Origin of the sequence: Leptospira congkakensis, assembly GCF_004770265.1 — a bacterium.
GTDB lineage: Bacteria > Spirochaetota > Leptospiria > Leptospirales > Leptospiraceae > Leptospira_A > Leptospira_A congkakensis.
This window is the reverse complement of the sequence record NZ_RQGQ01000011.1, coordinates 1-13,089: the sequence shown is the minus strand read 5'-3', so window position 1 is coordinate 13,089 and position 13,089 is coordinate 1. Positions and strand designations below refer to the sequence as shown.

The following is a 13,089-nucleotide window of genomic DNA, read 5'->3' as shown; positions in this document are numbered from 1 at the left end:
GAATGAAACTTGTAGCAAGACGACTGGATGTCGTAGAACCTTCCCCCACACTCGCAATCACAGCAAAAGCAAACCAGCTGAAAGCGAGTGGATTAGATGTTGTTGGATTTGGCGCAGGGGAACCTGACTTTGATACACCTACACATATCAAAGAAGCTGCTAAAAAAGCAATGGACCAAGGGAAAACCAAATACACTCCTGTGAGTGGAACTGTTTCTTTGAAAGAGGCAATCATTCGTAAATTGGAAACCGAAAACGGTCTCAAATACGAAAAGAACCAAATCATCGTTGGAACAGGTGGGAAACAGGTTCTCTACAATTTTTTTATGGCAACGATCAATCCTGGTGATGAGGTAATCATTCCGGCACCGTATTGGGTAAGTTATGCGGACATCGTTCGTTTGGCGGAAGGAACTCCGGTGATTGTGGCTACTGATATTTCTAGTGGATTTAAAATCACTGCGGAACAATTAGAAAAGGCAATCACTCCCAAAACTAAAGTTTTTATTTTTAATTCCCCATCCAACCCAACAGGTGCTGCTTATACACGCGCGGATGTAGAAGCTCTTGTTAAGGTTTTGGAACCAAAAGATATCATTACAGTTTCAGATGATATTTATGAAAAAATCATTTATGATGGATTGGAATTTGTAAATCCTGCCATGATCTCACAGAAGATGAAGGAAAAAACCTTTGTGATCAATGGAGTGTCCAAAGCATACTCGATGACAGGATGGAGGATTGGATACGGAGCAGGGAATGCGGAGATAGTCAAAAACATGGATACCATGCAAGGCCAATCCACAAGCAATGCTTCGTCCATTTCGCAAGCAGCAGCAGAAGCGGCCCTTACGGGAGACCAAACTCCAGTAGCGGATATGCTCAAAGCTTTTGACAAACGCCGTAAACTGATCGTGGGACTTTTACGTGAGATTCCAGGTGTGGAATGCCGAATGCCAGAAGGTGCTTTTTACGCTTTCCCATATATCACAGGTGTGTATGAAACTCCTGGGTTTAAGCGACTGCTCGCAGAAAAAAAAGAAAGTTCTTACTCCAAACTCTTTTGTGATGTCCTACTTGATAAATACAATGTAGCGGCGGTTCCTGGAATTGCTTTCGGGGATGATAAAGCCATTCGATTGTCTTATGCGTTAGGTGATAAAGACATTGAAAAAGGTGTCGCTCGCATCAAACAAATGGTTGAGGACTTACAAAAATAAAATGAAACCTGTCCCTTTACTGAAATTTTTTCGTAGAGGGATGGTCTTTTCGCCTACATTGATGAGTTTGCGACCAATGTTTGTTTTTTGTATTCGACTGTTCAATATATCTTATCTATTTCTTGTTTTGTTTTTTGTAATGAGTTTTACTTCACTTCTTGCAGAACCCAAATTAAAAGAAAAATCCAAACAAACAAAACCTTCTGAACTTTTAAAACGTGATTTGTATTCTGAAATTGTAATTCCTGTGATTGGTTTAAACTTACATTTGTTTGCAGACCAAAAAAGTGATGTTCTTCGAAAACTCAAATTTGGTGAACCTGTATCTTTTGATAAGGATTCCCTTGAAAGTCCCAAGGAAGATTGGATTCCTGTGAAATTGGAAGATGGACTTTCCGGTTTTATCAAACGTTCAGTGGTTCGCTCTGTTTTGCCAAAACAGTATTTGTCTACTTTGTTATTTGAAGCAGAACGTATGGTGCTTTCCAAAAATATTGATTTTGGAGCAAAACAAGAAATCACGGATACAATTTTTCAAATTTCTTCAACAGGCAAATTTACCGGTGACGATTTTATCTTCATTCGGGCGAAAGCTGGATATTTTTTAAAGAAAACTGTGGATGTCATGAATGAAAAGGGGATCAAACCTGATAATGATCCTGCTACTTTGGAATTTCTGAAACGGCATCAAACCAAGTTATTGTATGATTATAATTCCAGAAAATACTATGTAGATTCAAACTATTTCTGGAAACTTTTGGAGTCTTACCCAAAAACAAAACATTCGGATTACGCGGGTTATTTGGCCACAGAAAGTAATCCCAGTGCGGATTGTGGAACTGATTTAAAGTGTCGGTTGGAAGAGATGAGAAAGGGAAAACTTCGTTATATCTATCTTTTTCCTACTGGCAATTATATTAATTTATACACCAAAGATTTAGTATCTAATTTACAATCCATGACAAAAGATCCCGATTCCATTCCTTGTTTTGCTCCAGTGGGAGAGGGGATAAAATCTGAGATCAATCAAATGATTCGGTATACATCTGAGATTGGCCCTAGAGAAAAAAAACAAATTCTTCCGCACTTACAAATTCTAAAGAAAGAATGTTTTCGTTAGTTATATTCTGAGATTTAGGAGAGGTTTTTGTGAAATTAGCTTATAAACTTTATCCTTTTCAGCCGACAATGGAAACAAAAAAATCTGTTGGTGATATCATCATCTTACATGGGTTATTTGGCTCTTCAAAGAATTGGGTTACGGTGGCGAAGGCTCTCTCTGGGTATGGGTCTGTATATACTGTCGACCAAAGAAATCATGGAGACTCTCCGCACACAAAGGAACATTCAATTCCACTAATGGCTGGTGATTTAGAAGAATTTATTTTGGATCATAAGTTAGAGTCGCCTATTCTACTCGGACATTCTATGGGTGGACTTGTGGCAATGTATTTTGATTTTACGCACCCTGGTGTATTAAAAGAATTGATCGTCCAAGACATTGCACCTAGGTCTTATCCTTTTGCTTATGAAAAGGAAATCAAATCGATGTCTTTCCCTTTGGATGGATTTAGTTCTAGGACCGACATTGATACAGAGATGGCAAAGTATTTACCTGATACTTTTATTCGTCAATTTTTACAGATGAGTTTGGAACGATTGGATTCTGGTGAATATCGTTGGAAATTGAATGTTGGCGGTCTGAATCAAGCGAGACGAGTCTTTGAAGAAACATTTTCGGAAAACCAAACCTCAAATACCAAAACTCTTTTTTTGATTGGTGGTATATCAGAATACATCACTAAGGATGATCTGGTTTTAATTGGGAAGGTGTTTTCCAGTCTGGTGATCAAAATCATTCCGGAGGGTGGCCATTATATCCATTTTACACACCAAAAGGATTATTTGAAAATATTGAGTGAAGAGTTTTTGTCAATCCTTTGAAATTTCTGTCCATATAACAAACAGTAGCCCTTTGTTGACTACTGTTTCTGATTTTTAGTCTTCCAGTAATGAACGTAACATCCAAGCGGTTTTTTCATGAATGTCCAGTCTTTGTGTGAGTAAATCTAATGTGGCTTGGTCGTTTCCTTTTTCTGCAGGTTCGTAAGCCGCACGAGCTGTACGAATGACTGCTTCATTGCCTTCAACCAATCTTTTAATCATATCAGTTGCTTTTGGTACTTCTTTGTCTTCTGAAATACTAGAATATTTTGCAAATTCCCAACCACCCATAGGTGCATAATATCCGAGAGATCTGATTCTTTCTGCAATGGGGTCGATGGCATTCCAAAGTTCTGTATATTGAGTCATAAACAAAATATGCAACGTTTGGAACATGGGGCCTGTGACGTTCCAATGGTAACTATGTGTTTTTTGATACAGAGTGTATGTATCGGCTAAGAGTTTTTTTAAAGACTCAGAAATGGCACTTCGTTCTTCTTCAGGGATTCCAATGTTAATTTTCATTATTTGTCCTTTTTTATTTTAGATATATTATTTCTTAAGTTCGGAAACGATATGTTCCACCAGACTTTCGGCTACAAAATCATATTGGCTGGTGGCGATAAGAATATCATCACGGCTCCAAATTAGTCCTAAACCTAAAGTATATTGGAGCAGTCGGCCAAGAGTCCAATCGGTTCCTGGTTTTTTACGAGCATTGACAATGACATGTCCTGATTCGATATGAACAATTTTCAAAGAAATTGTATCGATTAAATTGGGGATGAGTTTTCCCTTTTCATCATATTTTTTGAGAGCAGAACCTCTGCCAAATATGAGGGCATCTACACCTAGAACTTTTCCTAGACGAACAGCGGTTTGTGTATCAATGATTCCTGTTTTAGAAAAACTTTGTTCGTTCACAACTTTAGAAAGTTGTTCCCTTTCGATGACTCTCATGGGGAGGAGTTTTGCAATTTGTAAAGAAACAGCGTCTGTAAATTCGTCTCCCCATTTTGCCTCTTCAATGTCGAAAAGCAAAACTGCTACTTTCGAGATGCCCAGATCTGCTTTGGTGGAATCAGGATATTGGACGGCAGCATCCATCGTACGACAATTTGCGAAGGAAAAACTTAGGAGGAGGGATAGACACGCTAAATACGATTTCATAGATTTCCTTTAGAAATGGTGGAAGGATTGCAAGTAGGCAATTCTTTTTCGCATCAAAACTGGACATTTTGGAAAATTCGCTTTTCCGATTGTGGTCTCTCCTAGATTTTTCCAACTAGGCTCCTTTAATGAAAAAGATTCTCAGTACATTTATTATTTTTCTCACCTTTTTTTTGCTAGGTGCAGGTTATTATTTTTCATCTTCCATTGTATCCTTCCCAATCACGAGTTTAGAAGAAGACAAAGAAAGGTTAAAAATCCTTTCTTTCGGTGATTTCGGACTTCCTGAACCGGAATCCATTCGATTCCAAAATGGAAGTTTGCGACTTCGCGGTTGGTACTTCAAAAATCCAAAAAAGAAAAAATGCGGAGTTGTTTTGCTCCATGGTCATACAAGAACTCGTTACGGAGTTCTGAAATATGCCCCACTGTTTTGGAAACGTGGTTGCAGTTTGTTTACTTATGATGCAAGACGCCATGGGGAAAGTGCTGGAGAATACGGAACGTACGGATTTTATGAAAAACAAGATTTAGAACGAGCCATTGAGTTTTTTTCAGAAATCAGTACTGTTCCAGAGGAAGAAATTGGAATCTTCGGTGCTTCCTTTGGAGCTGCCACTGCCTTACAATATGCAGAAGGACGGAGTGACTTCGCCTTTGTCATCGCAGATTCGCCGTTTATGGATATGCGTTCGATTGTGGAAAAAAGGGCTGTGGATTTATATTCTCCTTTGGTTTTGTTTCTTTCTCCCATTGCTCTATCCATTGCTGAAGTCCGTGCGGATTTTCTTGTCGATGAAGTATCCCCTAAGAAGGCAGCCAAATCCATAACTTTACCAGTTTTACTCATTCATTCTAAAACAGATGAGTTCACACCGGTTTCCCATTCGGAAGAAATTTTTCAAAATCTAAAATCAAACCGCAAACAACTTTTGATTACTGATTGGGGTGCTAAACACTGTAAGTCGATCGATACAAGGTATAACGAATACGAAGCAGTAGTAAATACTTTCCTAAAAGAAAATACATCCTTTCCTAAATGATATCTTGAAGGTAAAGGACGTGATTTATTTTGGGATCAGAGCACCTATCGGTGGATAGGTGCTATATTTTAACGGATTTTGATCAATCTAGGCAGGCCTTCCCAGGTTCCATCGTCATTTGTGAAATACGTAAGGTAGACTGGTCTTGAATCAATACCCGTTCCTGCGGAGATTGTCCCGCTATAGTTTAATTTTCCATTAGCCGATTGTAATTGTTCAGGATTGGTGATACCTCCGGCAAAGTAAGTCATTGGTAAAGCTCCAATTGTAGTCGCACTCGCGAAAGAATCAGTAGACTTGTAAATTATCACGGTTGGTGCCGAAAAGGATCCATTACTTGCGAGTATCATATAATCAGTGTTTAGGGACCCTTTGATGCTTTTTAGTCTTGATGAAGTGTCGGTGAGAGTAAGGGAAAAAGATAAACCAGCGATTGTAGTAGAATTTACCGCAATAGTTGGATTGGTAGAGGTATATGAACCTGTGGGGAAAGTATATCCATTATAGGGTCCACCTCCGGCCAATGCAATCAACTGGCCTTTGTATGAAAAAATGTTTGATTCTATTTGAGATACTCCGGCATCAAAGGTGATTGTGTTTAGTGCCAAATCAGATATACGTATAGTTCTGAAAGGTAAAGTGGCGGAACCATAGCTTATTGAATTAGGGCATTGTAAGTAAGAAACTCCATTGGCATTAAATACTTGATAGCCCAGCATGTGAAGTTCTGGATTGCTAACCGAGCAATTAAATCCGAGGTTTAAATCGCTTGTTGTAGCAGAATTAAAACTGATAAGAGTGGGACGATACTGAGATGAAAAATAGGGAGTTGCCAGAAATCTTCCGCTGCCAGCGTAAAGGGCAGGGTACAGCCAATTACGATCATCTTGTGTAAACAAATGATAGTTTGTTGGGAGACCTAAGGCCTCAACAGCAACCGAAGATGGCGTGAAAAAAGCAGGAACTCGGAGAACTAAATCTTTATTGGACTGGTAAATACCAGATAAATCTGTCTGTTCTGAGAGGAAGAAAACATACTGATTTCCATCAAATGATGGTAGCGATATTTTTAGCCGTTTTTGGGTAGCCCCTTTTGTGCTGATAGAAACACCATCAATTGCAATCACTTGATCATAAGTTTCGCCATCAGCGCTGGAGATAATATAACCTTTATAGTCGTTGTCTGTGAATGATATAAAAGATGTTTGTATTTGTAGATAAATAAACTGTCTTCCATTTACTGAACCAAGGGGAGTGAACACTTGGCTTGCTGCCATCCCGTTCCGATAGTTTGCTAGGTCTTCAAGAATGAATTGGGTTGCCCCTGTTTGGCTTAGAATAGAAAAAGTTTGTTTGGTGATTCCATTATAAATCCGGAAAGTAGCTGCTCCAACAAAAGTATTCCCCGAATTTTTAACTGTGAGATTCGCAATTCCTCTTTCACTAAAAAATAAAAAACCTCTGCCATTTGCATCTAATGTTGCTGTCAATGGTTGAATATTTCCTCCAAATAAAGAAACAGGAACCCCATTCTCATCTGCCTCATTGAAAACAGAATACTCGACAGTGCCTGTACTATATGGTGTTCCATTGGCATCGGTAAACTTCATAAAAACGACAGTTTGGCTATAGGTATTAAAAGCATCGGCCAAACTTAGCAATCGAAGTAATGATTGCAAACTTCCTAAATCTTCAGAGGGATCAAGGTTGGATGGTTTGAAAATCTTACACTGAAAAGAAAATAAAAGAATTAAAATGGTTATGAATATCTTTTTCATGACTGACTCCTTAGAATAGAATGGAATACCGAACTTCGGCATAAACTGAATTGGTTTGTGGTCGAATGCCAGTCACAGAATAAGGTCTGTCCCAACTAGTATCCCAGTCTAAACCTTCGCGGATTTGTTTTCCCCCTGTTGTGACACTGGGGCGGTCAGGATAACGGTCGCGTCCGATCATATAAGCATGCACTAAATTAGTAATGTAAATGATACCTGCTGTTCCAAGCCCAGCTAAGTGTTTGGTATTTGCTTCTTTGGCATTGTTTTTGCTTTTGGCAATTAGATCCTCTGTAATGGAAGTTTCAAGATATCCTCCAATAAATTCAGAAGGCAAACTAATGTTTTGTGCATTAAACCTTGTTCCAGGTCCGCCGATTTGGTTGAGTAATACCATTTTGTCGTAATGTGATTGTGCGTTTTTTTCTTCAGTGCGAAGGGGGCCAAGGGAATAGAGAAGGGTTCCTAAAAACAAAGTACTAAATGTTCCTGCAGATACATAATACCCTCCACATAATTGTCCCCATCCTGGTAAAATGGCAGACCGCCAAAGAATTGCTAGTCGACCACCACATTGGGACACAGCGGGGGAAGGGCCAAGTTTTCTTGTGGCGAGCCATTCTGCCTCGGCCCTAGCTTCTTTTTCCGCCTCGGTTTCTTTGGTTTTTTCTTCCAAGAGTCTTGTTTGTTCTGCAAGTTTGGCTTCTTCTTCTAATCGTTTTTGTTCTTTGGCTTCGGCAAGCAAACGTTCTTTTTCGAGTTTTGCTTTTTCCTTCTCTTCTTTTGCTTTTAATTTTTTTTCTTCGGCAATTCGAATTTTTTCGGCTTCTTGTTCGCTCACATCTTTATAGACAACTTTCAAAATTTGAGATTTCGAAATGGTTTGTGGCCCTTCTGGAGTTTGAACTGTGAGTCCTCGTTCATTTTGGTCGGTTACCTTTCCTTTTAGAGTCTTCCCATTTTTTAGAATGACGGTATTGACTGCGAGGAGTGGGAAAGAAAGTAGAATGAGGAGAGACAAAAAGAGTGTTTTTTTCATGGCTAGGAATCCATTCCTGATCCGTAAAAATTCGCAGTTAATCAAGAAATTGCAAGAGAATTTTAGGAGGATAAGTAGGTGGATGATGGTATGAAATAACGAGAATCCTCTGAGTAAAACCGCTATTTCTTCCGTCTCGGATCAGATTTTTTTATTTCTTTCTCCGCGAAGTAATTATGTTCAGAGCGTTCTCTGATTCTGGCCGTTACACCTATTTGTTGTTAGATTTTAAATTCTACCTCCGCTAAGTGGCACGGTAGGTGTTTAGAAAAGTTTTCGCTATTGCATTTGTGTAGAGGACAATTTCTCTTTGCTTTTCACCCTGTGGGCTCATCCAGAATTGAGATTTTGAATCATACCTAAAAATTCCGCCCGAAAAACGCATTCTTGTATATCCACAAGAACTCGTTCCTGTCACAGCTGTTATCTTTTGGCAAACCTTTAAAAACTCTAAACCCCCTTTTTAGTAAATTTTTAGCTGTAAGAGTTTACTTTTTAGACAAACTAATGAAAATTAGTTGTCCGATAACTCGACATGGAACTATATTAATATTTTTGAATGTTGCTGCGAATTTTTAGGTAGAAAGTAAAAATGCGAATCCAAAAACAAACCTATCTCTTGTCATTCTTGGTTCTTTTCACAAACAATTGTGTCTTTTTTTTACCAAATGGAAACACGCAAACAGGATTTAATCCATTAGTATTTCTGCTTGGCCTTGTAGGTGGATCGTCTACGTCTTCCCAAAACCTAACTCCAGGAACCGTCGTTGATCTGTCAGGTGATGGAAAACTGGATGGGACGTTAGTCGATGCAGATGGCGATGGTGTTTCTGATGGGATCAATCTCACTGGTGGAACCACTCCAAACCTCATCCTTTTTGATACCAATGGCGATGGAATTCCCGATGCAGTCGATTCCAACGGGGATGGAATCCCTGAATATTTTATAAGCCCGAAACCTCCTGGGTTTCTCACAACAGGACCAGGTGGAACAGGAAATCCAGTCGTCATCATTGTGGATGCAAATGGAAATCCTCTTGGGTTTGATACCGATGGAGACGGGACGCCCAACGACACAGCTATCGTTACTATTTTAAGTGATACCACTCCTCCAACCATCACCAGTTCTTTGTTAACCGGATTATATTCCACTTCGCAAACAACGACTCTCACTTGTTCCGATAACAAAGCACCAGGGTCTATCGTTTATACTTTGGATGCTTCCGCTCCGAAGTTTGCACCAAAAAATGGAACCGTCATTGCAAAACCTTCCAAAGTAGTTTCTTTATCTACAGAAGGAAGCCATACGCTCCAAGTAATCTGTCGTGACTTGGCTGGGAATGTTTCTACACCAATTAGCATCGTTTATACGATCGATACCAAAATCCCAGCCCTTACGATTGTAAGCCAATCTTCTACTGCCATCAGTGCAAGTGCAAATGCAATCGGTAGTTCTACCGTCATTTGGAGATCCGATCGCTCCGGGTCTTTTACTGTTCGTGAAGGAAGTTCTTGTGATTCAGGAACCATCGTTTCTACAGGATCTGCTTCCGCAAATGTTGACCAATCATTTGTTCGTTCTCAAACTCATTTTACAACTGAAGGCACAAAGACCTATCGCATTTGTGTCACAGCTTCCAATGGACTGACAGGATTTGTATCCCTTAGTTTGCAAAGAGATGATACGGCGCCTGTTGTGACTGCTGAGCCTGGTGCGGGAAATTATGGAGTAGCTACATCCGTTTCTCTTTCCTGTGCAGATACAGGTGGGTCTGGATGTGAACAAATTGCCTATGCTGTCCAAACTGGATCAGCTCCGACAAATCCTGCCATCCAAGGAACGACAGGAACCATTAGTAGCGGGACTTTGTATACTTCGCCCATTGCGATGACCGATGCGTCAGTCACCTATACTAAGTTTGTGGCTCGTGACAAAGCGGGAAATGTTTCCAGTGTGAGTTCTCAAAACTATACTGTAGACACACAAGTGGCCACCATCACTGTGAATTCGCATACGGCCGCAATCAATGGATCTGCGAATGTATCGTTAAGTTGGCAAAGTTCTAAGGCAGGTTCCTATCAAATTCGATTGGGTGGTAATAGTTGTACTACTGGTACGGCACTCACCAATACAGGAAGTAATGCCAATGTAACGGGAAATGCTTCTGCAGCTACAGACATCACTTCTACCATCGCAAATTCTCATTTTGCCGAAGGTGAAACTACCATTCGCATTTGTGTCGCAAATTTAATTGTTAATTTTGGATCCACAACTCGGATGACAATGAAGGACACTACCGCTCCAATCCTCACAATGGCCTCGCCAACCGGATCGGGTCCTTATGCTTCAGGAACTCAACTCCAACTCAGTTGTTCTGACACTGGTGGAAGCGGATGTGATAAAATCATTTATACTTTGAATGGCACAGAACCAACGTTTGATGGGAGTGGTTCTGTGACCAATGGAATAGTATATTCTTCACCGGTGGCACTTCCAAATGGGAGTAACCAAATCAAATATTTGGCTCGTGATTTGGCGGGAAACCTAAGTACTGCCGGGAACCAAAGTCTCCAAGTAGGTCCGCCGAATGCTCCTGCTTTTGTGGAAGCACAAGCTGGGGGGACAACTGCCGTTGTAAAATGGTGGTCTGTCTCTGGTGCCACTTCGTACACTGTGTACTATGGCACAAGTCCAGGTGTCACAACAGCATCGACAAGTTTTGGACCAGTGAACGATTCGTATGCGACCATTACGGGATTAATCAGTGGAACATTGTATTACTTTAGAGTGGTGGCAAGTAATTCGTTGGGGAGTAGTAATATTTCCTTATTGGAATCGGTGGCGTTGACTACAGTAACACCGCCTGGGACAAATGCAACGGGGACATATGTCGATATCTCTGCAGGCCAGGGAACTGAATCTGGTGTTAAACCCATACTCCTCATCGATCAAGTCAATCGAAAGTTATTGGTTGTAACGATTAATAAAGCAAATAACAGTAAACCTAGTCTATTCAGGTGTAATCTTGATGGAACTAGTTGTGTTCATACGGATATTTCTTCCGGACAGGGAGGCGACGCAGCAGATGTTTCCGCTAGCGCAGTTATCGATCACTTCAATGGAAAGTTGCTGGTTGTCGCTCCCAATGGCGCAAATGACAGAAAGCTCAGTCTATACAGGTGCAATCTTGATGGAACTAGTTGTACCCATACAGATATTTCAGCTGGACAAGGGATTGACTCGGGACTTTTCCCTAGTGCGGTCATCGACCAGGTCAATGGAAAGTTGTTGGCTTTCACTTCTCGTAGAATCGGTTTTACAGGTTCTAAGCCTAGTCTATTCAGGTGCAATCTTGATGGAACTGCTTGTACCCATACCGATCTTACTTCAGGACTAGGGAATCTATATGGTGTTATTCCCAGCGCAGTCATCGATCAGGTCAATCGAAAGATTTTGGTTGTAATGGTAAGTGGTGATCAAGCTAGACCCAGTCTAATAAGGTGTAATCTTGATGGAACTACATGTACCCATACCGATATTTCTGCAGGACAAGGTGATGGCGTGGGTTTTTACCCCGTTGCAGTCATCGACCAGTTCAATGGTAAGTTGTTGGTTGTAACTCAAAATGTAACCAATAACCATAGACCTAGTTTATTCAGATGCAATCTTGATGGTACTAGTTGTACTCATACGGATATTTCTGTAGGACAAGGTGCTGAAACGGGAAGTCATCCGAGTGTAGTCATCGACGAGGTCAATCGAAAGTTGCTTGTTGTTGCAACTTATGGATCTAATGACATCAAGATCGGCCTATTCAGGTGTAATCTTGATGGAACTAGTATAGTCTACAGAGATATTTCTGCAGGACAAGGGGTTAATTCTGGTTTTCTACCTTTTGTGGCCATCGACTACATTAATGGAAAAATGCTGGTGGCCACGCAAAATTATGAAAACGCCGGAAAACCATCTCTTTATATTTGGTAATGGCCACTCCTCGTTATTGGATTTGGATGGACTCCGTTTTGCGTTAGGTGGGGAGCGATTGTACACTTGGCGGAGCCAGTTGGATAATGAATTAATTTAAAACCATCTGACAAATTCCGAGTGTTGATTGGTTTTTATATGGCCAGACATCCCGTGAAGGTTATGGTTACATGCAATTTAACCTGCGTTATTGAGAATATAGTCACCCCGCCCTGATTAGGGAGGGGAACTAGACCCGCCACCCAATGACTTCCTTCTATCACACCCATCCATAACTTCCAAGCAACATTTGACTTCCCAGAAAAATTCTCAGATAAAGTTCACCTTTCTTCCGTAATACGAAGTAACGGACTACTGAATTCTTCACCCCAACCATCAAAAGAAACCATCCTTTGTTACAATAGATCCCCGCAAAGACTAACCTCATTCTATACTTGATTGCCAAAAAAACGCAAACAGACTTGCCGCTTTGGTTTCATATGCAAAACTTCACCTGCAGACGCTTTTATCACACCATCTAACAAACAATTGTTTTTCTGTCACCACCAAACATTCGCAAACGACCAAGCATTTATTGGGAATTTATTGTCAACATCACGCCAAACAGGAATTAGCTGCTTTATCCCTCTTTGTGCCCTCCACCTATATTATGTCTCATTACACCACACCTACACCCACCAATTCATAAAAATAATCTTCATGAACCACGAACTTTTTTATAAAACTGTGTTGACCGCTTGGGTTTTGAAATTACTTTGGTTTTTACCGCGTGATTCTTTAGCGATTCATGAAACCGGTAGCTTGCAGGCGACTGTGGGCGGAGGGGGAGGAAGATCTTCCTTTGCGAAAGCAAAACGAATAACCGACATTTTAATTTTCCACGAGAATACTCCTGGGTGATTAGTCTGTA

At 40.5% G+C, this 13,089-nt stretch carries 9 protein-coding genes; 5 read left to right on the top strand and 4 right to left on the bottom strand.

The features are described 5' to 3' along the window. The first annotated feature begins 2 nt into the window (after positions 1–2). The 3 genes from EHQ70_RS07345 to EHQ70_RS07335 all read left to right on the top strand — a co-directional run bounded on the left by EHQ70_RS07345 (position 3) and on the right by EHQ70_RS07335 (position 3,164). Complete coding sequence (locus EHQ70_RS07345; protein WP_135584995.1) at positions 3–1,220, top strand: pyridoxal phosphate-dependent aminotransferase; 1,218 nt, start codon at positions 3–5, stop codon at positions 1,218–1,220. 139 nt (positions 1,221–1,359) lie between these two features. Further along, on the top strand, positions 1,360–2,340 hold the full coding sequence (locus EHQ70_RS07340; RefSeq protein ID WP_425270027.1) for an SH3 domain-containing protein: 981 nt from the start codon (positions 1,360–1,362) through the stop codon (positions 2,338–2,340). A 29-nt stretch (positions 2,341–2,369) separates the two neighbouring features. Continuing rightward, positions 2,370–3,164, top strand: a complete 795-nt coding sequence (locus EHQ70_RS07335) for an alpha/beta fold hydrolase (protein WP_135584993.1) — start codon at positions 2,370–2,372, stop codon at positions 3,162–3,164. 54 nt (positions 3,165–3,218) lie between these two features. On the opposite strand, the gene EHQ70_RS07330 is transcribed toward EHQ70_RS07335, so the two are convergent. Both EHQ70_RS07330 and EHQ70_RS07325 read right to left on the bottom strand, forming a co-directional pair. Further along, positions 3,219–3,692: a Dps family protein gene (locus tag EHQ70_RS07330; RefSeq protein ID WP_279638498.1), complete on the bottom strand. Its 474-nt coding sequence runs from the start codon at positions 3,690–3,692 to the stop codon at positions 3,219–3,221. A 24-nt stretch (positions 3,693–3,716) separates the two neighbouring features. Next, complete coding sequence (locus EHQ70_RS07325) at positions 3,717–4,334, bottom strand: CsgG/HfaB family protein (protein ID WP_244288252.1); 618 nt, start codon at positions 4,332–4,334, stop codon at positions 3,717–3,719. 128 nt (positions 4,335–4,462) lie between these two features. Here EHQ70_RS07325 and EHQ70_RS07320 point away from each other — a divergent pair, with 128 nt between their 5' ends. Continuing rightward, positions 4,463–5,377 (top strand): alpha/beta hydrolase, encoded by a 915-nt coding sequence (locus EHQ70_RS07320; RefSeq protein ID WP_135584991.1) that lies wholly within the window; start codon positions 4,463–4,465, stop codon positions 5,375–5,377. A 68-nt stretch (positions 5,378–5,445) separates the two neighbouring features. Here EHQ70_RS07320 and EHQ70_RS07315 read toward each other — a convergent pair whose 3' ends face one another. Together EHQ70_RS07315 and EHQ70_RS07310 are read right to left on the bottom strand one after the other, a co-directional pair. After that, entirely contained in the window at positions 5,446–7,155 is a 1,710-nt protein-coding gene (locus tag EHQ70_RS07315) for a hypothetical protein (protein ID WP_135584989.1), read from the bottom strand. A 10-nt stretch (positions 7,156–7,165) separates the two neighbouring features. Continuing rightward, positions 7,166–8,194 carry an LA_0442/LA_0875 N-terminal domain-containing protein gene (locus EHQ70_RS07310; RefSeq protein WP_135584987.1) on the bottom strand — a complete coding sequence of 343 codons (1,029 nt, stop codon included), beginning with the start codon at positions 8,192–8,194 and terminating at the stop codon, positions 7,166–7,168. A 592-nt stretch (positions 8,195–8,786) separates the two neighbouring features. On the opposite strand from EHQ70_RS07310, the gene EHQ70_RS07305 reads away from it, so the two are divergent. Then, positions 8,787–12,179, top strand: a complete 3,393-nt coding sequence (locus tag EHQ70_RS07305; protein ID WP_135584985.1) for a chitobiase/beta-hexosaminidase C-terminal domain-containing protein — start codon at positions 8,787–8,789, stop codon at positions 12,177–12,179. Positions 12,180–13,089: the final 910 nt, after the last annotated feature.

What these genes read in the sequence shown, in the direction of transcription:
- EHQ70_RS07340 (WP_425270027.1), top strand. Translation starts at nt 1,360, where the DNA reads ATGAGTTTTACTTCACTTCTTGCAGAACCCAAATTAAAAGAAAAATCC.
- EHQ70_RS07310 (WP_135584987.1), bottom strand. Translation starts at nt 8,194, where the DNA reads ATGAAAAAAACACTCTTTTTGTCTCTCCTCATTCTACTTTCTTTCCCA.
- EHQ70_RS07345 (WP_135584995.1), top strand. Translation starts at nt 3, where the DNA reads ATGAAACTTGTAGCAAGACGACTGGATGTCGTAGAACCTTCCCCCACA.
- EHQ70_RS07315 (WP_135584989.1), bottom strand. Translation starts at nt 7,155, where the DNA reads ATGAAAAAGATATTCATAACCATTTTAATTCTTTTATTTTCTTTTCAG.
- EHQ70_RS07320 (WP_135584991.1), top strand. Translation starts at nt 4,463, where the DNA reads ATGAAAAAGATTCTCAGTACATTTATTATTTTTCTCACCTTTTTTTTG.
- EHQ70_RS07325 (WP_244288252.1), bottom strand. Translation starts at nt 4,334, where the DNA reads ATGAAATCGTATTTAGCGTGTCTATCCCTCCTCCTAAGTTTTTCCTTC.
- EHQ70_RS07305 (WP_135584985.1), top strand. Translation starts at nt 8,787, where the DNA reads ATGCGAATCCAAAAACAAACCTATCTCTTGTCATTCTTGGTTCTTTTC.